The following is a 24,205-nucleotide window of genomic DNA, read 5'->3' as shown; positions in this document are numbered from 1 at the left end:
TGGTCACGTTGCTCTTGCTGGTCCCGTTGCTCTTACCGCGCTCGCTGGGCTCCGGAGTCGTCGGACTCGCCGGACTCGCCGGTTCCGGCAGGGCTGACGGGCCTGGCGGGCCGCTCGATCCCGCCAGGCCCGTCAGCCCTGTGTGTCCCGTGTGTCCCGTCGCCCCGGTCAGCCCCGGTGGTCGACGGTGAGGGCCGTCAGCTCCTGGCGCAGGGCGCTGTCCTTGAGGGCGCCGCGCCACACCGCCGTGGTCATCGTGGCGGGGGTGCGGACGCCGCGCATGGCCATGCACAGGTGCTCGCCGCGGCCGATGACGGCGACGTCGGGCGAGCCCGTCAGCTTCTCGATGTCGTCGGCGATGTCCTGCGTCAGCTGCTCCTGGGACTGGAGCCGGTGCGCGTGCTGGTGCGCGACGCGGGCGAACTTGCTCAGCCCGAGGATGTGTTCGCGCGGCAGATAGCCGATGGTGACACGGCAGGAGAACGGCAGCAGGTGGTGCTCGCAGAGCGACCACACGTCGATCCCGGACACAGCGACGAGGCTGCCGCTCGCCGTGGTCTCGAAGACCGTGTCGACGGAGCCCGGGTCGTGCTGGGTGAACTCGCGCCACCAGCGCGCGAACCGCCCGGGGGTGTCGCGCAGTCCGTCGCGCTGCGGGTCCTCCCCGATCTCCACGAGCAGTCGGCGGGCGACGTCCTCCAACGGATCCGTACCGGACGCCTCGCCGCTCAGCGCCACTTCCTCGGCCAGTACCTCTTCTTCGGCCAGTACCTCGATGCTGCTGGTCATCAGACCCCCCGTTTGTTTCCCCAGATGTTCACGTGCAGCCTTCCGGACAAGTTCCATTTCCGTGCGATCACCGCGTCCGCCAAGGTGCGGATGCCGCGGTCGATTTCCTCGGGCGTCTGTCCCCTCGGCATGATCCATACGTTGCGAAGACCGAATTCCTTCACGAACGTGTCGACTTCTTCGAGATCGCCTGTGTCGCCGCAGACGAACTTGAACGCCGCATTCGGGAGGCCCGCGAAGCACTTGAGTGCCTCGGGGACCTTGCGGCGGTGTTCGGCCACTCCGGAATGGGCGAGCTTCGGCGACACGTTGAAGCCCGCTCCGGTCGCCACCAAGGCGGTGGTGGGAATGACGGTGCCGTTGGTCTCGAATTCCACGGCGATGCCGCGCGCCCGCAGCGCGCGGACCGTCGGAAGGACCCGGTCCTGCTGGCTGAGCGGCTCACCGCCGGAGATGACGATCAACTCGACGCCGAACCCCAGCAGTCGCTCCGTCACGTCGTCCGCGCTGAGCGTGTGCAGTTCCTCGGCCGCCCGGTAGGCGATCCCGGTGTCCGACTCGCCCTTCCAGTCCCAGGTGTACGGCGTGTCGCACCACCGGCACGTCAGATTGCAGCCGCCGAGCCTGAGGAACGCGCACGACCTTCCCGTGGAAGGCCCTTCGCCCTGGACGGCGCTAGGTGGGTCCGAAGATCTCGTTGACCACGAGGTTCGGAACCGACATTGGCGTCACCCCCCTCACGCCCGCGCGGGGCGCATCGCATCGAGTCCCGTACTCCCCCGCCGCACCCGGCGTGTCCGGTGTCCGGCGGTCAGCCGCCCGCATGGCCCGTGCGCGCGCCGACGGCCGCCGCGGGCCGGTAGGTCGCCCATGTCTTCGGTGTCTCGGAGACCCGCACGGCGGTGAGTTCCGGAAAGTCGCCGATCCAGGTCTGGTAGATCCACAGGGCGATGTTCTCCGCCGATGGATTCCGGTCGCCGACGGCGCCGTTGAGGTGCCGGTGGTCCAGCGTCTCGTCGATCCATTTCTTGAACTGCCCGAGTTCCCCGTAATCGCGTACGAAGCCGGGCTCTGTCAGCTCGTCCGCCCCGGCGGAGAGTTCGAGCACCACGATGTAGTTGTGTCCGTGCATCCTCCCGCAGGGATGGTCCGGAGGCAGGTGGGCCAATTGGTGACTGGCGGAGAAATGGAATTCCTTCGTGATGGAGAACAAGCCCTCACTCCTTCTCTCGTCCGGGCGCACCGCACCGCGGTACGCCCGATGGACTTTTCATCACTGCTGCACTGCGCGTCCCGCGGCGGCGTCCGACTGCCGCGTCGGAAAAAAGGGGGAGCGGAGACGACAGCGCGCTTCGCCTCCGCGAGGAGAGGCCGGACGGCGGCCCGCTGCCGGATGCGGGGCGATGCGGATATTGGCTGGTGCTGACCCTCCCCCTTGGGTTTCACCACCGCCCAAAGGCACCGATGTGGTCGGCGCCCCGAGCCCCGGGGCCGCCCCTGGCCCCGTACTGGCACAACTGGCGCGAGGCGTGTCCTTCCCGAGTTCGAGAGGGAACGCGCGCCGCCTCAGACACAGTCCGGCACAGGCCGGTGTGCGCACACCATCGTCGTACAACCTACGCGGTCGCACAGGAGGGCATTGGGCGCGCGGACAGCGCGCACCGACGGATGCCGCACGGCGCTCAACGGCGCAGTGCGCTTCTCGGGGGCGCTCCTGTGCACACCCCGCTGTGCGGCCGGAGTGCGCCGAGGCAGCGGCCCTACGAGGTGACCGATCGGTGGCGTGAGCGGCAGGAGCGGACGACCGGGCTGCGGGACGTGACCGCCAGCGCGAGTCGCCGTGTGCTGTTCGCTGCCGAGCTCAGGGCGAGCCCGGCGGCGCGTGCCGCAGGTAGGCGAGGACCGCGCTGACCCTGCGGTGCAGTTGCGGTATTTCGGCGAGGCCGAGCTTGGCGAAGGTGGAGTTCACGTGCTTCTCGATGGTCGACTCGGACAGGCGCAGGGAGTCGGCGATGGCACGGTTGGTCTTGCCCTCCGCCATGTGCCGCAGGACGTCCAGCTCCCTGCGGGTGAGACGGGACAGGGGCGCATCGGCGCCGCGGGCATGGCTGCCCATGAGGACCTCCACGATGCGCGGGTCGACGACGGAGCGCCCGGCGGCGACCTCGTGCAGGGCGCGCAGGAGTTCGTCGACCTCGCCGATGCGCTCCTTGAGGAGGTAGGCGAGGCCGTCGGTGCCGCGCCGGAACAGGTCGAAGGCGTAGTTCTCGTTGGCGTGCTGGGAGAGCACGACGACTCCGATGCCGGGGTGGGCCTCGCGGATGGCGTGGGCGGCGGTGATGCCCTCGGTGTGGTGGCCCGGCGGCATCCGGATGTCTGCGACGACGACGTCGGGGCGCAGCCGCGCGACGGCGTCGAGGAGTTCGGCGGCCGTGCCGACGGCGGCGAGGACGTCGGCCTCGCCGGTGTCCTCCAGGAGGCGGCGGGTGCCCTCGCGCACCAGGTAGTGGTCCTCGGCGATGACGACGCGCAGCGGTGCGTGGCCCTGGGGGCCGGGCGCGGGCCTGGGTTCAGGCACGGGTGTCCTCCCTGACGCGTTCCGGGAGCCGGGCGCGGATGACGGTGCCGGTGCCCGCGCGGCTGGTGATGGTGAGTTCGCCGCCCACGGCCTCGGTGCGGTCCCGCATGCCGGTGAGGCCGGAGCCGTGGGTGGTGGCGGCGGAGAAGCCCGTGCCGTCGTCGGTCACTTCGACCTGGAGGCGGCCGTCGGCGCGGGTGATGCGCACGGTGACGTGTCCGGCGCAGGCGTGCTTGAGGACGTTGGTGAGTGCTTCGGAGACCAGGTAGAAGGCCGACTCCTCGATGTCGAGGGCGAAGCGCACCCCGGCCAGGGACTGCCCGCTCTGGACGGTGACGGGGATGGGCATGCGGCGGGCGCAGGAGGTGACGGCGGCGACGAGGCCCTGGTCGGTGAGGATCGGCGGGTGGATGCCGTGGGCGAGTTCGCGGAGTTCGTCGATGACGCGGTAGGCGTCGTCCTGCATCTCGTTCAGGGCGCTGTCGATGCCGCCGCCGCGGTGCAGTCGGTTGCGGGCGAGGGCGAGTTTGGCGACGAGGGCGACGAGGTCCTGCTGGATGCCGTCGTGGAGGCGGCGCTCGATGCGGCGGCGCTCGGTGTCCTGGGCGTGCACGATGCGGGCGCGGGACGCGGCGAGTTCGGCGGCCTGGCGCTGCATCTCGTCGGCGTGGGCACACAGTTCGGCGGCGAGGCGGACGTTGTGCACGGCGAGGGCGGCGGAGCGGGCGAGGGTGCCGCCGATGGCGTGGTCCTCGGGGGTGGAGCGGCCCTCGCTCTTGGGGCCGTACTCGATGAGGCCGAGGGTGTCGTCGCCGTAGAAGAGCGGGAACTGTTTGACGGGCCGGGCCGCGGCGGGCCGTTCGCCGGACTCGGCGGTGGACAGGGGCAGGCCGTGCCCGCCGAGTCGGACGCGCACCCACCGCAGACCGAGGCCCTCGCGCAGGCCGGTGGCGAGTTGGGGGGCGAGCCGGTCGAGGTCGTAGGCGTGCTCCAGGGTGGTGCTGAACTGGACGAGGAGTTCGAACCTGCTCAGGCGTTTGCCGAAGACGCGCCGCTCGACGAGGGCGTTGAGCCGGTCGCGCAGGGGCCGGAAGAGCGCTGTGGCGACGACGGCGATCAGCAGGGCCAGGCCGACGGGGAAGAACAGTCCCGCGGTGAGCCCGAGGGTGAGGGCCATGCCGAGGTACCAGCTGTTGATGATGAACCACAAGGAGCCGTAGACGGCGGAGGGCCGCAGCACGATGTCGACGCCGAGCAGCCGGTGCCGGAAGGCGGCGTAGACGAGGGTCACGGAGATCAGGATGTAGGGCAGGGCGCCGAGGAGCGCACCGATGAAGTAGAACATGCCCTGCTCGCCCTGCCAGGAACGGAACAGGCGGCTGGCGGCACGGGCCAGCAGGACGGCGGCACCGAGCGCGGCCCAGGGCAGCAGGGCGGCGATGTCGGCTCGTCCGGCGGTGCGGGCGCGCAGGCAGCGCAGGGCGAGGAGGGCGGCGCCGAGGCCGGGCAGCCAGGCCTCGGGGTAGTAGAAGACGACGTAGTAGACGATGTTCTGCGGGACTCCGGCGAGGGGCAGCACGATCGGCAGGGCCAGCAGTCCCCACAGGGCACGCAGGACGTGGCGTTCGTAGCGGAAGGCGTAGCGGCCGTCGGGCAGCAGGGCGAGCAGACGGACGATGAGGATGCTCACCGCGAGGTTGCACATCTCGTGGGTGATCTGGAGGCCGAGGTCGAGCGGCAGCACCGGGCCGACGACCTTCGGGCGGAGGTGCCAGCCGAGCTCACGGATCATCAGGTTCGTGGTGTGACGCACGGCGATGGCGACGGACAGCCAGGTGCCGAGCAGCAGGAGGCGGCGGGCCACGGGGCTCGACGGGGCGTGCCACCAGGTGAAAAGACCGGCGAAATAGCACGGGAGTACGGATCCGAGGACCCAGGGCAGAACATACCGGTTCTCCAACTGCGTTGTCCCGATAAGCGTTGCCCAGAGCATGAACACTCCGCCACTTACCGCGACAAGGCACATCCCCCTGCTTCTTCCTGCCACGGGCGCCATTATCGGCCGTCGTCACGACGGGCGTCCACGGAAATAATCCACCGCGCATGGAGGAAAACCGCCATACGGTTTGGGGGGTGCCCGGGTGCCGCGGAATGGCGCCGGCGACAACACTCGGAACTCAATCGCCGACGCGGATTCCTCGAGAACGGGTGGCTGTCATGAGTCGTTGTTCCGGTCCGGAAGTGGTCGTGTGGGACACCACGTACGCCTGCCCACTGCGGTGCTCGCACTGCTATTCGGAATCGGGGCGGCGGCCGTCGCGGCAGCTCGGACTTGAGGACATGCTGCGGGTCGCGGACGCGCTCGTCTCGCTCGGGCCGCGGGTCGTGGCCCTGTCCGGAGGCGAACCGCTCGTCGTCCGGGGCCTGTTCGACGTCGCGGAGCGGCTGCGGGCCGGCGGGGTGAAGCTGTCGATCAACACCAGCGGCTGGGTGATGAGCAGGGCGCTCGCCGAACGGCTCGCCGACCGCTTCGACGAGGTGATCGTCAGCCTCGACGGGGCGACGCCCGAGGTGCACGACCGCATCCGGGGCCGCAAGGGTTCCTTCGACCGGGTCCTTGCGACGTTGGCGCTCCTCGACGAGGTGGCGGGGGAACGGAGCGCGGCCGCACGGGGGCGGCTGCGCTTCGGCATCGACTGTGTGGTGATCCGCAGCAACTTCCCGCAGTTGGAGGCCTTCGCCGCCGACATCGCCCACCGCTTCCCACACCTGACCACCCTGGGCTTCAACGCCGCCGTGCCCGAAGGGCTCGCCAGCCGACCGGAGTTCTGCGCGCACGAGCTCCTCGACGACGACCAGGTCGCCCACCTGACGAGTCGGACACTCCGCTCCCGGCTGCGCGACCTGGCGCCGCCGTCGGTGTCCGTCCACACCACGGACAACATGAACCTGGCGATGAACCCCGAGCGCGTCGCCCGGCGCGTCGACACCCTCGTGATGCAGGTGGAGCCGGACGGCCTGGTGCGCGGGATCCCCGTGTACGAGGGGACCGTCGGCAGCCTCCTCGAGGAGCCGGCGTCGGTGCTCTGGGAGCGCACGCTCGCGCGGCTCAAGGACCCGTTCGTCGTGGAGACCCTGTCCTCCGTGCACTCCATGGGGACCTGGGCGGAGGCCGTCCGGCGCATGGACCGCCGCTTCGGGACCGCCGAGGACATCGCCCGCTTCGACCGGCGTTCGGTCCGTACGAATCCGCCGGAATTCGTCGACCCGACGGCAGTCACCGCCCAGGGGGCACCGGGGCGGCGCTCCGTCTGACGCCTCGGTTGTCCCTCCGTCATATCGCCCTCGCATACCAGCATTCCGCGGCGGACACCGGTCGGCCATTGCCCCGCCGTCACCCCTCCGCTTCCTGCCCGCCACCCTTTCTCCCCCTGTCCAGAACGCAGCTGATCTCTGTCCGGAACTCGCCTGTATTCCGTCCGGATTCTCCCCGGATTCCCCGTGCCGCCCCGTCCCTGAGCCACCGCCCTGCAGCGGGTTCGGCTCCTCATTCCGGTTGAAAGGACCGCGCCATGATGAAACTTCAGGACTACGACCGCTTCTACCGCGCGGACCCGGACTTCTTCGAATTCCCGGAACGGCTGGCCGACGACGCCACGGACCGGCTCGCCGCCGTCCTGCGCGAACCGCCGCGCGGCTGGGAGCGCACGGAGGCCGGATGGTGGGTGCGACTGCGGCCGCCCGCCGCGCGGACACCCGGTCAGGGCTGGCGGATCCACGTCTCGGTGACGCTGGGGGAGCTGGAGCGCACGGCGGAGATCGTCCGGGAGTACTGCGTGCACCGGGGCCTCGCCTGCGACCTGGTCCGTGGCCTGACCGCGGCCCGCGCCCTCGCCGACGTCCGCGCCGACCGCCTCACCAGCGCCGACCTCATGGTCCTGCACCCGGCCGACGAGACCGAACTCGCCGCCGCCCTGGCGGACCTGACCGCGCTCCTCGCCCTGCTGCCCGGCCCGTACGTCCCGGGCGCCCTGCGGCACGGCCCCGGCCCGCTGTACGTACGCTACGCCGCCGCCGAGAACCGGCGATGTCCCGCCGGCGGCCACCCGAGTGCCCCCGGCGACGAGCACGACCTGGTGCCCGCGCTCGAGCGGCCCGACGGCACGCTCGTGCCCGAGGACCGGCGCCCCGTCTTCCGCCTCCCGGACTGGGTCGCCCTGCCCGAGGTCCTGCACGCCGACCTGGAGGGCCTCCTCGCCCCGCCCCGGTCCCCGTTCCCCTACCGCGGGGTCCGCGCCGTGTCCCTCACCACCGGCGAGGGCACGTACCGCGCCACGGAGACGACCACGGACCGGCCCGTCCTCCTGCACGAGGCGCGCCCACACGCCGGTCTGGACGTGCGCGGCGACGACGCCGTCACCCGCCTCACCCGCGAACGCGCGCTCCTGGAACGCCTCGCGGACCTGGACTGCGTGCCCGAAATCGTCGGCCGGCACGTGCGGGCGGGGCACCACTTCCTCGCCGTCGAGGCCCCCGAGGGGCGCACCCTCGCCGAGGCCGCGGCCACCGCCTTCCCGCTGACCACCGAGGACCGCGCGCGCAGCGAGGCCGCGGACTACGCGAAGTGGGCCCTCGACGTAGCCGACCGCGTCGCCGACGCCCTGGGCGCCCTCCAGCGGCACGGCGTACGCCTCGGCGAACTCGACCCGGACCACATCGTCCTGCGCCCCGACGGGCGCGTCGTCCTCACCCGCCTGCGCACGGCCACCGACCTCACGGACGACCGGCCCCCGAGCGTCGGCAAGGAGGGCTTCACCGCCCCGGTCGGCCTGCGCGGCGCCGCCGCCCACGCCCATCTGCTTGACACCCTGAGGCTGTGGCTGCTGCTGCCCGTGCCCCACCGCGCCCCCGCGACGCTGCGCGTCCTCACGGAGGCGGTCGACGAGCTCTACCCGCTGCCCCCGGGCTTCGGCGCCACGCTCCTGTCACGCCTGCGCCGGGGTGCGGGACCGGGCGACGCCGACGGCCCTGACGACGCCCGGGCGCTCGCCGCGGAGGCCCCCGACTGGCCCGCCCTGCGCGAACGGCTGGTGGCCGGGCTGCACGCCATGGCCACGCCCGAGCGGGCCGACCGGCTGTTCCCTGGCACCCCGTTCGGCCCGGCGGCGCTCGGCGGCACGTCGTTCGGCCACGGCGCGGCCGGTGTCCTGTACGCGCTGCACCGGGTGGGCGCTCCCGTCCCCGGCGCATACGCCGACTGGCTCGCGGACGCGGCGACCCGCGACCCCGACCCCCGGCCCGGGCTCTACGACGGCCTGCACGGCGTGGCCCTCACCCTGGACCTGCTCGGCCACCGGGGCCGGGCCCTCGAAGTCCTCGAACGGTCCCGTCCGCTCGACGCCCGCACGGTACGACCGGACCTCGCGGGCGGCCAGGCCGGAATCGCCCTGAACCTGCTGCGGTTCGCCCGCGTCACCCACGACACCGCGCTGCACGACGCGGCCCTGCGCATCGCCGACGACCTCGCCGCGCTCGTCCTGGACGGCCCGCCCGTCCCCAGGCCCGGCACTCCCCCGCCCTACGGCCTGCTGCACGGCCCGGCCGGGATCGCCCTGCTCTTCCTGCACCTGTACGAGGACGGCGGCGCGGCCCGGTTCCTGGAACTCGCCGACCGCGCGCTCCGGTTCGACACCGCCCGGTGCGCGACCGGACCCGACGGCGCCCTCACGCTCTTCGACGGCACCCACCACCTGCCGTACCTGCACGGTGGCAGCGGCGGGCTCGCCTTCCCGCTGCGGGCGCTGCTGCGCCGCCGCCCCGACCCGGGCCGTGCCGCCACGCTCGCCGCCGTGCGGCACACCTGCCGCGCCCTGTACGTGCGCAACGCCGGGCTGCTGCGCGGCCGGGCGGGCGCCATCGCCGTGCTCGCCGCCATGGACGGGCCCGGCGACCGGGAGGCCGCGCGCGCCCAGGTGCGCCGCATGGCCTGGTACGCGCACTCCTACCGCGGGCAGCTCGCGTTCCCGGGTTTCCGGATGCTGCGCCTGTCCGCGGACCTCGCGACCGGCGCGGCGGGCGTCCTGCTCGCCCTGGACTCCGCGTTCGAGGGAGGCGGGCCCGTCCTGCCCTACCTCGACCCGCGGTCGACGTTCCCACCAGCCGGCGGAAGGAGGTGATTTCGGATGTCGGAGATCTTGGACCTGCAGGAGCTCGAGGAGGAGACCCCCTCCCTGTGGCCCTGCGCCAACAGCTCGCACAGCAGCATCGGCATGGGCTGACGCGCGCCGCACCACGCGTCCCGCCCGCCACCACAGCGACCGTACCGAGGGGGTGACACACATGGCGGAGATCCTGGAACTGCAGGAGCTCGAGGAGGAGACGACCTCCCTGTGGCCCTGCGCCAACAGCTTCGAGAGCGCCCGCGGCGTCGCCTGACGCACAGCTAGCTTGCCACCCCGATCGCCTTCCGGCAGTGGCCCCTCACGGTCGGAAGGCGATCGGTGCCACCGGTGGCAGCCGGGGCTCCTGGCCCTCTCCCGGTCCAGGAGCCCCGTGCGCCGCACCCTCCACCGCCCCTGACTCCGACCCCCTTGTCTCCGAACGACTCCGGAAAGGAGCACGCGTCATGCTCGCCCAGGGCCACCTCATCGCCGACGACTGCTTCGTGGACGCGCTCGACCGCATCGACGACACCGGGCAGCGCTTCGTACGCACCAGCGATCCGACGCCCTCGGGGTGGGTGCGAACGGAACGCGGCGGCTGGGTCAGCCTGCACCGCGACGGCGTCCCCCTGCCCCGCCAGGGCTGGAAGATCCACGCCTCGGCCACGGCGGACCGCGCCGAGCACGTCGTCGACACCGTCTGGGACCACTGCGTCCGACACTCCGTCAGCTTCAAGTTCCTGCGCAGCTCCGTGCTCCTCCACCACATGAACAGCAAGCAGGCACCCCGCTCGGCCAGCGGCAAGCTCGTCACCGTCTACCCGGCCGACGACCGGGAACTCGAACGGACGCTCACCGAGCTGTCGGAACTCCTCGACGGCGTCGAGGGTGCGTACGTCCTGAGCGACCTGCGCTGGCAGGACGGCCCGCTCTACGTGCGCTACGGCGGGTTCCAACTGGCCTACTGCTTCGCGCCGGACGGCGAGTACGTCCCGGCGGTGGAGGGCCCCGACGGCATTCTGCTGCCCGATGTGCGGGGCACGTCGTTCCGCGTGCCGCCGTGGGTGGAGCCGCCCGGCTTCCTCGCGGCGCGCATCGAGGCGTCCCGCGCGGCCGCGCCCGGCGGGTTCCCGTACAGGGTGGAGAAGGCGCTGCACTTCTCCAACGGCGGCGGGGTCTACCGCGCCGTCGAGAAGAGCACCGGACGCCGCGTGGTGCTCCGTGAGGCACGGCCGCACGCCGGTCTCGACGACCGGGACGCGGACGCCGTGGTCCGGCTCGCGCACGAGCAGGGGATGCTGGAGCGCCTCGCCGGGCTCGGCTGCGTCCCCGCGCTCCACGGCCGCGTCCGGCACTGGGAGCACCACTTCCTCGTCGAGGAGCTCATCGAGGGCGAGACGCTGCAGGAGGCGGTCGGCCGTCGGCACCCGCTCTTCCGGGACGGCGCGGACGAGTCGGAGCTCGCCGCGTACACGCTCTGGGCCCAGGGCGTCATCGGCCGCGTCGAGGAGGCGGTGGCCGCCCTGCACGCGCGGGGCGTGGTCTTCGGGGACCTCCAGCCCGGCAACATCATGGTGCGCCCGGACGACAGCGTGTGCCTGGTCGACTTCGAGACGGCGTTCGAGGACGCCGAGGACCACCGGCCCGCGCTCGGCACGCCCGGGTTCACCGCCCGCTGGGCGCGATCGGGCCGCTCCGTGGACACGTACGGGCTCGCGGCGGTGAGCCTCGCGCTCTTCTGCCCGCTGACCCCGCTGTTGCGCTTCGACCGGGACAAGTACGTCCAACTGACGGACTGGACGCGGGGACGCTTCCCCGTGCGGCCCGAGTTCACCACGCGGCTGCGCGAGCGACTGGCCCCGCCGCCGCACTGGCCGCGGGCCGACGACGACATCCCGCCGGACGGCTCGCGCTGGCCGGAGGAGCCCGGCGCCGACGGGCGCGCCGCGCTGGATTCGCTGGCCGAGGCGATCCGACTCAGCGCCACGCCGGAGCGCGAGGACCGCCTCTTCCCGGGCGACGTGCGGCAGTTCGACAACCAGGGCGCGTCGCTCGCGTTCGGCGCGGCGGGCGTCCTGCACGCGCTGCTCGTCTCCGGGTACGGCGACGACCCCGCCTTCGAGGGGTACGCCGACTGGCTGGCGCGGGCGGCCGAGCGCACCCGCTGGCCGCGGCCGGGGCTGTACGACGGGCTCGCGGGCGTCGCGTACGTCCTGGACGAGCTGGGCCGCGCCGACGAGGCGCGCGCGGCCCTCGACCGGATCGACGGCATCGGGCTCGACCGGTGCGGCGCGGGCCTGTTCGGCGGCCTCGCGGGCATCGGTCTGGCGCGGCTGCGCTTCGGCGACGTGGAGGCCGCGCGGGCGCTGGGGGAGCGCCTCGCGCGGATCGTCACCGGCGGGGGGCGGCTGCCGGGCCCGGCGGACGCCGTGGGGCTCACCCACGGCTGGTCGGGCCCGGCCCTGCTCTTCGTCCACCTGCACGCGGCGACGGACGACGACCGGTGGCTGCGCCTCGCCGAGACCGCGCTGGCCCGCGACCTCGGCCGCTGCGGGGCGCCGCGCGAAGGCCGGGTCCAGGTCCGGGACGGGCAGCGGTGGCTGTCGACCCTCGACCGCGGCAGCGCCGGGATCGGCCTGGTCCTCGACGCGTACGTCCAGCGCGCCGACGACCCCTACTTCGCACGCGTACGCGACCGCATCCGCGACGGCCTGGGGACGGAACTCCTGCTCTCCCCCGGCCTCCTGGGCGGTCAGGCGGGGCTCCTGCACGCCACCGCCCACCTAGCCGGCCCAGGCTCCGCACTGGCTCCGCACCTGCGCGGCCTGGGCCTCCACTGCGTGCGCTTCCGGGGGCGGCGGGCCTTCGCGCTCGACGGACTGCTCCGGCTGTCGATGGACCTGGCCACCGGTACGGCCGGGGTGCTGCTCGCCGTGCACACCGCGCTGCGGGGCGGTCCGACGGACGCGCGGCACGTGGCGCTGCCGTTCCTGGAGGCGCGGACGCCGGCCGGGGTGCCGAGGTGACGTACAGGAGTGTCGCCGTGCGGCGTGGGGCCCGCGCGCCCGACAGCCTCCGCCACAACCGGGACTTCCAACTCCTGTGCGCCGGACAGGGTTTGTCCCTGCTCGGCTCGGGCGCGGCCGCCATCGCGCTGCCGCTGCTCGTCCTGCGCTCCACCGGGTCGCCGTTGCACGTCGGCCTGGTGGAAGCGGTGTGGACGGGCTCGCTGGCGCTCGCGTGCCTGCCCGCGGGGCCGATCGCCGACCGGTTCGACCGGCGCACGGTGCTGCTGATGTGCGAGGCGGGCCGGGCGGTGGCGAGCGCGGCCCTCGCGGCGGCGGTCCTCGCCGGACTGGCGTCCCTTCCGGTGCTCCTTGTCGCGGGGGCGGTCCTCGGGTTCCTCACGGCGCCGTTCAACGCGGCGCTGCTGCCGCTGGTGCGGGAGGTGGTGCCCGAGCCCAGGCTGCCCACGGCACTCGCCGTCAACCAGGTGCGCGGGCAGGCCGCCTACCTCCTTGGTCCTGTGGTCGGCGGCGCCCTGTTCGGCGTGGGGGCGAGCTGGCCGTTCTGGCTGGACTGCGCCTCGTACACGACCTCGGTGTGCTGTGTCCTCGCGCTCCGGGTGCGGCCTGGCACTCCGCCGGGGGCGCGCGAGGGCTGGTGGCCGTCGTTCGCCACGGGGCTGCGCTTCCTGTGGCGCCAACGCCTGCTGCGGCGGCTCACGTTGGTGGCGTCGGCGCAGAACTTCGTCTTCGACGGGGTGTACCTGGCGATCGTGGTGACCACCGCACGGCAGGGTGTGTCCGCGCTGTCCGTGGGGATGGTCACGGCGACATCGGCGGTCGGGGCGATGGCCGGGGTGATGCTCGCGCCGCTCGCGGGCAGGCGCCTGCGTTCCTCCACGCTGCTGCTCGCCACCGGGGTCGTGTGCACGGTCCTGGTGGGCGCGATGGCCCTGACCTCGACGGCGGCGGGCCTCGCCGCCCTCCTCGCGGGGTGCGCCCTCGCGGTGGCCGTCTCGGGTTCGGTCATGACCCTCGCCCGCCTGCGCCACACTCCGGACCACCTCCAGGGCCGCACGAACAGCACGATCGGGCTGCTGTTCATGGCCACCCCTCCGCTGGGGGCGACGCTGGCCGGGGTGATGCTGGAAGGGATGCCGACCGCCGCGGTGTTCCTCGTCTTCGGCGGACTGCTCGCGGTGCTTGCCGCGGTGTCGCCGGGCGAGAGGACGTTCCGGTCGCCCGCCGAGGAGGAGTGCACCCCGGAGCACGCGGCCGACGGAAACCGACCCCCGCCTGCGACGCCCCAGGTTCCCCGGCCGCACGAGGCCGGGGACGCGCACATAGGATGATCTTCCGCTTCCCGGAAGAAAGGCCTTGGCGCCCCAGGTGACCCCGCTCCGCCCGCACACCCTGTTCTCCTTCGGCACGCTGCTGGACGAGCGGGTCCAGACCTCCCTGTTCGGCCAGGCCGTACCCAGCACCCCGGCGTCCCTCGCGGGCCACACCACCAGGCCCCTGCCGATCACCGACCCGGCCGTGATCGCCACGAGCGGCCTCGACGTCCACCTCACCCTGGCGCGGAAGCACGGCGCCGCGGTCGAGGGCGCCGTCCTGCACCTCACCGACGCCGACCTCGCCGCGGCCGACGCCTACGAGGTGGACGACTACGTACGCCGCCGGGTCCTGCTGTCCTCCGGGGAGACCGCCTGGGCCTACCTCGACGCGAAGCCGCTGCGCCCGGCCGCCCGCGTCGTGATCGTGGGCGACAGCATCGCGTACGGCCGCTGCGATCCGGACGGCGGCTGGGCGGCCCGGTTCGCGGCCGCCCACATCGCCGCCGACGAGACCGAGCACCGGGTGTTCAACCTCGCCATCCCCGGCAGCACCCTGCGCGACGTCAGCGCGCAGACGCCCGCGCTCCTGGCCCCCCGCCTGCCCGACACGCTCCTGGTCGCCGCCGGGATCAACGACTCCGCGCTCCCGCTCACCGGTCCGGCGGCCCCCGACGACTGGCTGACGGACATCGCCGCCGGCCTCCGCTCGCTGGCCGCCGCGGCCCTCGGCCACAACGCGCGCCTCGTCGTCGCGGGACCGACCTGGGTCGACGAGGCCCGGACCCGCGACTACGAAGGACTGCGCTTCACCCAGGCCCGAGCCCTGACCCTGCGCGCGTTCCTGCGGAACTGGTGCGAGGAGAACCACGTCGACCACCTCGACGTCTGGGAGCCCCTGCGTGACAACGCCGCACTCCTCGTGGACGGCCTGCACCCCACCGCCGAGGGCCATCAGGCACTGCACCGGCACCTCCAGGACCTCAGCGGCTGACCTTCGGGACACCGCCGACCACTCCCCCGGCCCGCGTTCCGCGCACAAGGTGCGGTCATGCCCCTAGGAAGTGCGAGGCCCTGTCGTTACCCTCCGCCGCATGATTTCCACGGTGGTCTGGGGCACAGGCAATGTGGGGCGGGCGGCCGTCCGCGCCGTCGACGCCCACCCTGCGCTGGAGTTGGCGGCCGTGGTGGTGCACGACCCCGCCAAGGTCGGCCGGGACGCCGGGGAACTCGCCGGGCTCGGTCGCGGGCTCGGGGTCGCGGCCACCGACGACGTCGACGCGGTGCTCGCCGCCCGGCCGCGGGCCGTGGTGTACGCGGCGTCCGGTGACATCCGCCCGGACGACGCGATGGCCGACGTCATCAGGGCGATCGGCGTCGGGGCCGTGGTCGTGACGCCGTCCCTGTACGCGTTCTACGACAAGGTGGGCGCCCCGCCCGAACTGCGCGACCCCGTCCTCGCCGCGGTCGCGGCCGGGGGCGGCTCGCTGTTCGTCTCCGGCGTCGACCCGGGCTGGGCCAACGATGTGCTGCCGCTCCTGGTCAGCGGGCTCGGCACCACCCTGGACGTGATCCGCTGCCAGGAGATCTTCGACTACTCGACGTACGACCAGGAGACCTCGGTCCGCGATCTGATCGGCATGGGTCACCCGATGACGTACGAGCCGCTGATGCTCGCGGAGTCGGTGCCGACCATGGTGTGGGGCGGGCAGATACGCCTGATGTGCCGCGCCCTCGGTGTCGAACTCGACGAGATCCGCGAGACGGTGGAGCGCCGCCCGCTGGACACGACGGTGACCACCCGGACCATGGGGCGGTTCGAGGCGGGCACGCAGGGCGCAGTGCGGTTCGAGGTGCAGGGCATCGTCGCGGGCGAGCCCCGCATCGTCATCGAGCACGTCACGCGCATCCACCCCTCCTGCGCCCCGGACTGGCCCGCTCCCCCGGACGGCGACGGCGCGCACCGGGTGCTGATCGAGGGCCGCCCGCGCATCGCGGTCACCGTCGAGGCCACCGACGAGGGCGAGAACCGGTCGGCGGGCGGCAACGCCACCGCGGTCGGCCGCCTGGTGGGCGCCATCGACTGGCTCGCGGCGGCGGAGCCCGGTCTCTACGACGCCCTCGACGTCCCGCTGCGGCCCGCGGTGGGCAGCCTGGGAAGGAAGTTGCCATGATCATCGACATTCCCGAAGGACAGGAGCCGATCGGGTACGTGTGGGGCGAAATGGTCCCGGGCATCGGCGCGGCCGCCGCGAACTTCTCCCTCGCGGTGTACGAGCACAGCACGCTCGGGCTGCGCGAGTTCGAGGCCGCGCGGCTGCGGACCGCGCAGATCAACGGGTGCGTCTTCTGCCTGGACTGGCGCACCGAACGCGACGGGAAGAAGGTCGAGGACGGCTTCGCGGACGCGGTCACCGCGTGGCGCACGACCGACGCCTTCGACGACCGCACCCGCCTCGCCGCCGAGTACGCCGAGCGGTACGCCCTGGACCACCACGGACTCGACGAGGCGTTCTGGGCGCGGATGCGGGCGCACTACAGCCAGGTGGAGATCGTGGAGCTGAGCATGAGCATCGGCTCGTGGCTCGCGTTCGGCAGGCTCAATCACGTGCTCGGCATCGACAGCGTCTGCGTCCTGCCCACGCACTGACTCCCCTGACTGGCGAATGCGTTGACCGTCGCCCGCGCCGACTTCCTTGCTCCGTAGGGCTGTTGCCGTTCGGTGACATGACGGACAGATCCGTGACATGCGCGGGGGCAACGGGTGCGGGGTGCCGCGGGTCGTATGAGGCGTAATGGGTCGCCGTGCACGGGGGCGGTCAGATCGGCCCGGAACGGCGGGCCGACGCATCCGACTTGGGGAGATGTCGATGATGAGTGTGCGTGTGAATGTGAAGCTGCTGGCGATGGCCGCCGTGGTGGCCGCATCGGGCGTGGCGGTGGGGACTGTTCCGGCCTCGGCCGCCGAGGGCACGCCTCGCTTCCTGTCCCCGTCCGAGCTGCCGCCGCACGCGTCGTCGGCCTGGCACGCGGGTCCGATCACCTCCGGCCAGCCCGACCCGCTGCCGATGTGCGGCGGCGAGGCGCTGCCGTCGACGTCCGTGCACCGCGCCTACCGCACGGACCTGGACACGGGCGCCCTGCAGGTGACGGTGGTCGAGCGGGACGTGCAGCGCGCCAAGGCCTTCGCCGAACTGCTCCGCAAGGACCTCGCGGGCTGCGCGAAGAAGGTGATGGCGCAGTACCCCGACGTCACCGCGGCGCAGAAGTACTACGGCAAGGTGAACGTCGAGGAGGGCGCGCACGTCTACGGCGTCCACACCGAGGCGAGTTGGGGTGCCTCCGACATCAACATGTACGCGGTCGGCCGGGACGGCAGGACGGTGACGCTCGTGCACTGGGGGCAGATGGGCGACTTCTCCGACGCCCCGGTCTCCGCCTTCAAGACCACGACGGCCACGGCGGTGAAGAAGCTCTACTGACGCGGCTGTGCACCGTGCCCTGGCCCGGCCCCTGTCGGCCGGGCCAGGGCATCATGTCCGGATGAGTGATCTCAGAGAGATGCCGCCCGGGCTCGACACGGAGGCGCTGCTGGCCCTGGCCGACGGGCACCACGCCCGTACCGCCCGCGCCCGCCCCGTCCGCGAGGCCGGTGGTCACGTCGTGAAGGTGTACGCCCTGGAGGCGCCGGGCCGTACGGTCACCGTGCAGGACGAGGCAGCCGCGCTGCGGCTCGCCGGAGCCCATCTGGAACTGGGGCGCGCCCGCGGCTCCCTTGGCCTCGCGGTGCTGATCGTGCACGCGGGCGGCGACGGTGACTATGTCCTCGTCTCCACCTGGATCGAGGGCCACATGTCCGACCTCGCGGTGTTCGTCGGCCCCGCCGGACAGCCCGACCAGCTGCGGCCGGGGCGGGTCGGCCTCGCGCCCTGCGTGTGGGAGGCGGCTCTTCTCGCCCATGAGCGCGACGCGTTCACGCGGCACGTCCTGGACGGCGGCGGCCGGATCGCGGACCGGGTGGTGGCGTGGAGCAAGGACGTCCTGTCGGGAGAGGTCCGATGACGTCGGTGCGGCACGCACGCGCCGCCGACCTGCCGCGGGTGGCGGAACTGGCCGCGGAGCACGCCGTGTACGAGAAGGCCGCACCGCCCGCACCCGACCTCGCGGAGCGGCTCGGCGTCCTCCTCTTCGACACCCCCGCACCACGCCTGCGCTGCCTCGTGGCGGAGGCGGACGACGGCGAGGTCGTCGGCTACGCCACCTGCGCGCCGGAGATCTCGACGTGGGACGGACGCGAATACCTCCACATGGACTGCCTCTTCCTGCGCTCCGCGAACCGCGGCTCGGGCCTCGGCGGGGCGCTGATGGACGCCGTCGTGGCCGAGGCGCGCGCCCTCGGCGCCGAGGAGGTGCAGTGGCAGACGCCCGCGTGGAACGAGGGCGCGATCCGCTTCTACGGCCGTCTCGGCGCCCGGGCGAAGGAGAAACTCCGCTATTCCCTGCCGGTCCGGGCCTGACGGATCGAGCCCGCACCGCACGAGCCCACCACCCGTCCAGGAACACGGAGTTCGGGTCCTTCTCAACCACTTCGTCACCCTGCGCGGTCTTGCTACGCGAGCGGCCCCTCCGCACCACCGGCCAGGAACCTCGGCTGTCGCGGCGGGACCGCACGCGCACAGCTCAGTGGAGACGAAGGTGAGGAGTACGGGATGACGTTACGCAGGAGTTCCAGGATCGGCGTGGTGGGTCTCGCGGCGGCCGCGGTGGCGGCCACCGCCTTCACGGCCCCCGCCCAGGCGTCGCCGGACCCCGGTGCCCGGGCGTCCGGTCATGGGGCGACGCAGCGGGCGATGGACGCGGCCGTGCGGGCGGGTGTCCCCGGCGTCACGGCCCAGGCGCGCGACGGCCGCGGTGTGTGGAAGGCGGCGTCCGGCGTCGGCAACCTCAAGACGGGCGAGCCGCGCGGCAAGAACGACAGGTTCCGCGTCGGCAGCATCACCAAGACGTTCATGGCGACCGTGCTCCTCCAGATGGAGGCGGAGGGAAGACTCAGCCTCGACGACACCGTGGACCGCCATCTGCCCGGCCTGGTACGCGGCAACGGCAACGACGGCCGCAAGATCACCGTGCGTCGGCTCCTCAACCACACCAGCGGCCTGTTCGACTACCTCACCGACAAGAAGTACAGCGAGACGTACATGGAGGGCGACGGCTACCTCAAGCACCGCTACGACACCCTGCCGCCCGAGAAGCACGTCAAGGTCGCCCTCTCCCACCGGCCGCTGTTCGAGCCCGGCGCCAAGCACTCGTACTCCAACACCAATTACATCCTCGCCGGGCTGATCGTCGAGAAGGTCGGCAAGAGGACGTACGAGGAAGAGGTCCGCGACCGCATCATCAAGCCCCTGGGCCTGAAGGCCACCTCCAACCCGGGCGACAGCGTGCACCTGCCCCGGCCGAGCAGCCGCGGCTACTCCAAGCTGTTCCGGTCCCAGCCCGACCGGATCGACGACATCACCGAGATGAACGGCTCCCAGGGCTGGGGCGACGGCGACATCATCTCCTCCGCCGGGGACCTGACCCGGTTCTACGGCGCGCTGCTGCGCGGGAAGCTGCTGCCGCCGCGCCAGCTCAAGGCGATGAAGACCACCGTCAGCACCCCTGACAGCCCGGACACGGCCTACGGGCTCGGCCTCCAGCGGTTCAGGACGAGCTGCGGCGGCACGGTCTGGGGTCACGGCGGGGGCATGGTGGGCTGGCTCTCCCTGGCCGTCACCAGTGAGGACGGCCGCCACCAGCTCGCCTTCAACTACAACGGGGACTGGGAGTCGGCGTCCATCCCCAAGATCATGGAAGCCGAGTACTGTTGATCAGCACGTGATCCCACCAGACCTCCGGGGCCCGCACTCTCATGGCGTACGTCTTCATCCTCTGCTGCTTCCTCCTGATGACGGGGGTCTCGCTGCTCGCCGCCCGCGTCGGGCGCCGGGGTGAGGTCGGCGACCGCGAGGTCGGCTACGACGTGCCGGACGAGGTCAAGCGCGACCCCGAGCTGCGCGCCCGGGCGAACCACCTGGTCGCGCACTGGTGCACCGGGGCGGCGATCCTCAGCGTCGCCCCGCTGGTGCCGCTCGGCAGCGTCCTGCTGTCCGACGGGGACCGGGCGATCGGCACGACGGGGATGCTGATCGTCGCGGCCTACGGCCTGGTCGTCGTGGCCGTCGCCGGGTACCCGTTCGAGAGGATCAAGCGCCTGGCACGCTGAGCGCGCGCCCCCGACCGGCCTTCGGTGACGTCCGTGTGCTCACGCGGTGCGCCTGTGCAGCGAGTCCAGGGCGGCCCGTTCGTCCGGCGAGAGCCGCAGCGCGCCGGCGGCGATGTTCTCGGTCAGGTGCCGAGGGTCGCCGGTGCCGGGGATGGCCAGGACGTGCGGCCCCTGGTGCAGGGTCCAGGCCAGCCGGATCGCGGCCGCGCCCGTGCCGTGGGCGCGGGCCACGGCGAGCACGTCCTCGTGCTCGGTGGCACGCGCTCCGGCCGTGCGTCCGGTGCCCGCGATCGCGTAGAACGGCACGAAAAGAACCTCACCGCGCTGCGCGACGCGGGCCTCGTCAGCGCGCACCGGGCCGGGCGGTCGGTGCTGTACGCCCGGACCTCCGCCGCCGAGGCGGTGCTCCGCGCACGGCCCGCGTGAGCACGGGGACGGCCCCGCGAGCCGTGCCTCCCCCCGCGCCCCGACCTGCACGGAACCGGAGCCCCACCTTCATAAACCGGAGCCCTCACCTTCACAAAACCGGAGCCCTGGCCTTCGCAAAAGTGGAACCCATGCTGCTCATGCGTCACATCTATCCCTCCCGTTTACGGCCGAGTAGCGTGCCGTCCCGCCGCTGTTGTCACGCTGGGGAGGCTGAGGGCCAGTGATCGTGCTCGGTTACAACGGATTCACCAAGGGTGCAGAACTCTTCGGGCGGCTCTACGGGGCGACGGGAATCGACCGCAACCTCTTGGTGGGCCACGACGCCGCGGCGGCGCTGGTGATCGACGGCGAGGTGGTCGCCGCGGTCGAGGAGGAGCGGCTGAGCCGGGTCAAGAAGACGGCCGACTTCCCCGAGCAGGCGATCAGGTGGTGCCTGGAATCCGCCGGGGTCGGCCTCGACGAGGTCGACATGTTCGCCTTCCCCTGGCGTTTCTCGCCGACGGTGGGCGAGCAGATGATCGCCCAGATATGTGCCACCGACCTGTCGGTGCCGGCGAAGTTCGACGCCCTGCGCCGCACGGGCGAGCTGTACACGGACATGCTCAGCCGCGAGGCCGTGCACGGCGACTTCGTACGGCGCACCGGCCATGAACTCGACCCGAACAAGCTCGCCCTCGTCCCGCATCACCTGGCCCATCTGATGTGCGGCGCCTATCTGGCCGGAGGGGGCGACGCCGCGTTCCTGGTGAGCGACGGCCGCGCGGAGACCCTGTCCGCGGTGATGGGCGAGCTGCGCGACGGCGTGGTGCGGGTCTTCGACGAGAGCTCCGTCGAGATGACCAGCTCCCTCGGCGTGGCCTACGGGAGGATCACCCGCTATCTGGGGTTCGTGCCCAACAACGACGAGTACAAGGTGATGGGCCTGGCCGCGTACGGCCCGCCGCCGCTCCACAACCCCCTGCTCGAACGCGTGGTGCGGCTGCACGAGAACGGCTCGTACACGATCTCCGTCCCGCGGGACAGGCAGGCGTACTACGCGCTGTTCGACGAGCTCTTCGACGGTGACAGCGTGAAGCGCGAGGAGTTCGACTTCCGCGTCAAGGTCGCCGGTCTCGCCCAGCACATGGTGGAGGCCATCACCGCCCATCAGCTGCGGACGCTGACCGCGGCCTCCAGCCTGGACACGCTGCTGTTCGAGGGCGGTCTCGCGCTCAACTGCGTCGCCAACTCCAAGATGCTGGAGCGGTCGTCGTTCACCGGGATGGAGGTCAGCTTCGGGGCCAGCGACCCGGGCGTCGCCATCGGCGCGGCCGTGTACACCGCGGGTCTCAGGAACCGGCCCGCGAAGGCCGTCACCACCCCCTACCTGGGCCCGTCGTTCGACGAGCGGCAGGTCCTCGACACGCTGGCCGCGTACGCGGACCAGGTCGAGTGGCGTGAGGAGGCCGATGTCGCCGCGGTGACCGAAAGGACGGCGGAGCTGCTGGCCGAGAAGAACGTCGTGGGCTGGTTCCAGGGGCGCACCGAGTTCGGGCCGCGCGCCCTGGGCAGCCGCAGCATCCTAGCGAACCCGGCCTTCCCCGACATCAAGGACATCATCAACGTCCGGGTGAAGCACCGGGAGCCGTTCCGTCCGTTCGCGCCGGTCGTCCTCGAGTCGGACGCTTCCCGCGTCTTCGAGATGGGCAAGAAGACCGCGTCTCCGTACATGACGTTCGTCTTCCCGGTGCGCGAGGAGTACCAGGAGCGCATCCCGGGCGCCTGTCACGTGGACGGCACGGCGCGCGTCCAGACGGTCGACGAGCGGCAGAACCCCGTCCTCGCGGGGCTGCTGCGCGCCTTCACGGAGCGCACCGAGGTGCCCTGTCTGCTCAACACGTCCTTCAACGTGGCCGGTGAGCCCATCGTCTGCTCACCGCGGGACGCGCTGGAGTGCTTCCTCGCCACGGAGATCGACTTTCTGGTCATCGACCGGTTCGTGGTGACGAAGAAGCACCCGTCGGACAGGTCCTAGGGTCGGTCCGGTGGGTCGGCGGCGCGCCGACCCGTCGGACACACCTCAGTCCTGCCGGCTGGTGACCTCGATGAGGTGCTGGCCGAACTGCGTCTTGACCGGGCCCTGAACCGAGCCGACCGGGGCGCTGAAGACGACCTGGTCGAACTCGGCGACCATCTGGCCCGGTCCGAACGAGCCGAGGTTGCCGCCGTCGCGGGACGAGGGGCACGAGGAGTGCTTCTTGGCGAGCTCGGCGAAGTCGGCGCCCCCTTCGATCTGCTCCTTCAGCTGCAGGGCCTCGGTCTCGGTCTTGACCAGGATGTGACGAGCGGTGGCACGGGGCATCGTGTTGCCTTTCGAGTGGAGGTTCATCAAACAAGCTACTCGGCATGTTACTGATCACGCCCGGGGCGGGCACGGCGCCCCGGAGACGCGGCGACGGGAGCCGGGCAGACCCCGGCCGCCGGCCGCGGCGCGGTCAGTCCCCGCCACCACCTCCGCCGCCGTCCCCGCCACCGCCGCCGTCCCCACCGCCGCCGCCTCCGTCGCCGCCGTCCCCGCCGTCCGAGCCCCAGCCGTCGCCGCCGCCGGAGTCGTTGTCGTCGCCGCCCCAGCCGAGGTTGCTGAACCACGGGGAGTCCCATTCGATGACCACCGGCTCGCCGCCGCGGGCGTTCCGCGGCTTCTCGGCGCGGAAGCGATAGGCGCCGGTTGTGTCGCCGAGACCGAAGGCGACGGCGAAGGCGTGCGCCATGACGGCGTCGAGCGGGTCGGGGGTGTCGTGGCGTATCTCCGTGAGCGGCAGCAGGACCGTGTCCGGCACCGGGCGGCGACGCCGCTCGGGGCGCCTGATCAAGGCGACGCGGCGCCCGTCGCGCAGGAGCTCCGAGGAGAGGGTGTCCACGCGCCGCAGTTCCCAGAAGCCGTGCGGGCCCTGCGCGCTGACGAAGCTCCGGGACTTGCGCCAGACCTTGGTGAGAGTGAGGGAGACGGCGGCCTCGCCCACGGTCAGGACGAGCCCGCGGCTCGGTGACCTGTCGGTCGTGACGAGGCCGTGCGGCGCCCGGATCCGGACGGCCGGGGCGTAGGGCCCCCAGACGTCCACCCGGATCAGGCGGCGGTCGACGGCCACGGTCACCGGCCCCGCCGGACCGGGAGCGGACCGCCGGGCGAGCCACAGGGGCACCCCCTCCACGTCGGCCTGCGTGGCCAGCGCCGCCACCCGCGCGGCGCCGCCGCTCTCCCGCAGCGCCAGCTCCCCCAGGCGGTGCGCGAACTCGCCTGCCCTGCGGACCTTGATCGGCTTGGTGGTGCCGGTGACACGGGTGACCGGCACGACGCCCGGCCCCTCCGGCAGTTCCTCGAGGCCGCGTTCCGTGCCCCCGCCGCCCAGCCAGCGCCCCCTCCGGTACGCGTCCGCCATCGCGGCCAGGTGCAGCTCGCTCAGCGGCGTCGTGCGGTAGTTGGCCTTCAGCCCCTGCTCGGTCAACTCCACCAGCTGGGCGAAGGGGTTGCGGGACCGCTCGGCGTAGATCACCTGATTCACGCGTCTCCCCCGTCATTTCTCGGACGTCATGAGGAACGAATTTTCGCACGCGGTGTGTGTACGCCTCGCGACCTGCGTTTCACAGGTTCGTCCCAGGGCGCG

At 72.4% G+C, this 24,205-nt stretch carries 19 protein-coding genes and 3 pseudogenes; 14 read left to right on the top strand and 8 right to left on the bottom strand.

Annotated features, from left to right (window positions below):
* Positions 1 to 168 precede the first annotated feature (168 nt).
* The 5 genes and pseudogenes from folE to ACZ6BG_RS21885 all read right to left on the bottom strand — a co-directional run bounded on the left by folE (position 169) and on the right by ACZ6BG_RS21885 (position 5,231).
* Positions 169 to 789 (bottom strand): GTP cyclohydrolase I, encoded by a 621-nt coding sequence (folE, locus tag ACZ6BG_RS21905; RefSeq protein ID WP_469003837.1) that lies wholly within the window; start codon positions 787 to 789, stop codon positions 169 to 171.
* A pseudogene (locus ACZ6BG_RS21900) lies at positions 789 to 1,400 on the bottom strand (radical SAM protein); the annotation flags it as partial. The gene folE and the pseudogene ACZ6BG_RS21900, both read right to left, overlap by 1 nt.
* 200 nt (positions 1,401 to 1,600) lie before the next feature.
* Positions 1,601 to 2,002, bottom strand: coding sequence for a 6-pyruvoyl trahydropterin synthase family protein (locus tag ACZ6BG_RS21895; RefSeq protein WP_469003835.1), 402 nt, complete (start codon positions 2,000 to 2,002; stop codon positions 1,601 to 1,603).
* Between the two features lie 648 nt (positions 2,003 to 2,650).
* On the bottom strand, positions 2,651 to 3,367 hold the full coding sequence (locus tag ACZ6BG_RS21890) for a response regulator (protein WP_469003830.1): 717 nt from the start codon (positions 3,365 to 3,367) through the stop codon (positions 2,651 to 2,653).
* On the bottom strand, positions 3,360 to 5,231 hold the full coding sequence (locus ACZ6BG_RS21885) for a sensor histidine kinase (protein ID WP_469003827.1): 1,872 nt from the start codon (positions 5,229 to 5,231) through the stop codon (positions 3,360 to 3,362). Before ACZ6BG_RS21885 ends, ACZ6BG_RS21890 begins: the two co-directional genes overlap by 8 nt.
* A 353-nt stretch (positions 5,232 to 5,584) precedes the next feature.
* On the opposite strand from ACZ6BG_RS21885, the gene ACZ6BG_RS21880 reads away from it, so the two are divergent.
* The 12 genes from ACZ6BG_RS21880 to ACZ6BG_RS21825 all read left to right on the top strand — a co-directional run bounded on the left by ACZ6BG_RS21880 (position 5,585) and on the right by ACZ6BG_RS21825 (position 20,132).
* Positions 5,585 to 6,682: a radical SAM protein gene (locus ACZ6BG_RS21880; protein WP_469003825.1), complete on the top strand. Its 1,098-nt coding sequence runs from the start codon at positions 5,585 to 5,587 to the stop codon at positions 6,680 to 6,682.
* 257 nt (positions 6,683 to 6,939) lie between these two features.
* A complete protein-coding gene (gene lanKC, locus ACZ6BG_RS21875; protein ID WP_469003823.1) occupies positions 6,940 to 9,543 on the top strand; it encodes a class III lanthionine synthetase LanKC in 2,604 nt (867 codons plus the stop codon).
* A gap of 449 nt (positions 9,544 to 9,992) precedes the next feature.
* A complete protein-coding gene (gene lanKC / locus ACZ6BG_RS21870) occupies positions 9,993 to 12,554 on the top strand; it encodes a class III lanthionine synthetase LanKC (protein WP_469003820.1) in 2,562 nt (853 codons plus the stop codon).
* On the top strand, positions 12,551 to 13,885 hold the full coding sequence (locus ACZ6BG_RS21865; protein ID WP_469003818.1) for an MFS transporter: 1,335 nt from the start codon (positions 12,551 to 12,553) through the stop codon (positions 13,883 to 13,885). Before lanKC (ACZ6BG_RS21870) ends, ACZ6BG_RS21865 begins: the two co-directional genes overlap by 4 nt.
* A 25-nt stretch (positions 13,886 to 13,910) precedes the next feature.
* Entirely contained in the window at positions 13,911 to 14,861 is a 951-nt protein-coding gene (locus ACZ6BG_RS21860) for a GDSL-type esterase/lipase family protein (RefSeq protein WP_469003816.1), read from the top strand.
* 100 nt (positions 14,862 to 14,961) lie between these two features.
* Positions 14,962 to 16,041, top strand: a complete 1,080-nt coding sequence (locus ACZ6BG_RS21855; protein ID WP_469003814.1) for an NAD(P)H-dependent amine dehydrogenase family protein — start codon at positions 14,962 to 14,964, stop codon at positions 16,039 to 16,041.
* On the top strand, positions 16,038 to 16,517 hold the full coding sequence (locus tag ACZ6BG_RS21850; protein WP_468461310.1) for a carboxymuconolactone decarboxylase family protein: 480 nt from the start codon (positions 16,038 to 16,040) through the stop codon (positions 16,515 to 16,517). Before ACZ6BG_RS21855 ends, ACZ6BG_RS21850 begins: the two co-directional genes overlap by 4 nt.
* Positions 16,518 to 16,737: 220 nt before the next feature.
* Positions 16,738 to 17,349 carry a hypothetical protein gene (locus ACZ6BG_RS21845; RefSeq protein WP_469003812.1) on the top strand — a complete coding sequence of 204 codons (612 nt, stop codon included), beginning with the start codon at positions 16,738 to 16,740 and terminating at the stop codon, positions 17,347 to 17,349.
* A gap of 61 nt (positions 17,350 to 17,410) precedes the next feature.
* Positions 17,411 to 17,929 (top strand): hypothetical protein, encoded by a 519-nt coding sequence (locus ACZ6BG_RS21840; RefSeq protein WP_469003810.1) that lies wholly within the window; start codon positions 17,411 to 17,413, stop codon positions 17,927 to 17,929.
* A complete protein-coding gene (locus ACZ6BG_RS21835) occupies positions 17,926 to 18,384 on the top strand; it encodes a GNAT family N-acetyltransferase (protein ID WP_469003808.1) in 459 nt (152 codons plus the stop codon). Before ACZ6BG_RS21840 ends, ACZ6BG_RS21835 begins: the two co-directional genes overlap by 4 nt.
* Before the next feature lie 192 nt (positions 18,385 to 18,576).
* On the top strand, positions 18,577 to 19,737 hold the full coding sequence (locus ACZ6BG_RS21830; RefSeq protein WP_469003806.1) for a serine hydrolase domain-containing protein: 1,161 nt from the start codon (positions 18,577 to 18,579) through the stop codon (positions 19,735 to 19,737).
* A 41-nt stretch (positions 19,738 to 19,778) separates the two neighbouring features.
* Positions 19,779 to 20,132, top strand: coding sequence for a hypothetical protein (locus ACZ6BG_RS21825; RefSeq protein WP_468461319.1), 354 nt, complete (start codon positions 19,779 to 19,781; stop codon positions 20,130 to 20,132).
* Positions 20,133 to 20,171: 39 nt separating this feature from the next.
* Here ACZ6BG_RS21825 and ACZ6BG_RS21820 read toward each other — a convergent pair.
* Positions 20,172 to 20,447: pseudogene (locus tag ACZ6BG_RS21820) on the bottom strand (aldo/keto reductase); the annotation flags it as partial.
* On the opposite strand from ACZ6BG_RS21820, the pseudogene ACZ6BG_RS21815 reads away from it, so the two are divergent.
* Both ACZ6BG_RS21815 and ACZ6BG_RS21810 read left to right on the top strand, forming a co-directional pair.
* Positions 20,448 to 20,558 (top strand): annotated as a pseudogene (locus tag ACZ6BG_RS21815) (transcriptional regulator); the annotation flags it as partial.
* A 223-nt stretch (positions 20,559 to 20,781) separates the two neighbouring features.
* Complete coding sequence (locus ACZ6BG_RS21810; protein WP_469003803.1) at positions 20,782 to 22,575, top strand: carbamoyltransferase family protein; 1,794 nt, start codon at positions 20,782 to 20,784, stop codon at positions 22,573 to 22,575.
* 45 nt (positions 22,576 to 22,620) lie between these two features.
* Here ACZ6BG_RS21810 and ACZ6BG_RS21805 read toward each other — a convergent pair whose 3' ends face one another.
* Both ACZ6BG_RS21805 and ACZ6BG_RS21800 read right to left on the bottom strand, forming a co-directional pair.
* On the bottom strand, positions 22,621 to 22,902 hold the full coding sequence (locus ACZ6BG_RS21805; RefSeq protein ID WP_469003801.1) for a peptidylprolyl isomerase: 282 nt from the start codon (positions 22,900 to 22,902) through the stop codon (positions 22,621 to 22,623).
* Positions 22,903 to 23,035: 133 nt separating this feature from the next.
* Positions 23,036 to 24,103: a hypothetical protein gene (locus ACZ6BG_RS21800; protein ID WP_469003798.1), complete on the bottom strand. Its 1,068-nt coding sequence runs from the start codon at positions 24,101 to 24,103 to the stop codon at positions 23,036 to 23,038.
* Positions 24,104 to 24,205 lie beyond the last annotated feature (102 nt).

The sequence above is a fragment of the Streptomyces sp. NPDC041205 genome, from assembly GCF_055591765.1.
Note: the sequence above shows the minus strand (reverse complement) of the source record. Positions and strands in the feature narration are given on the sequence as shown.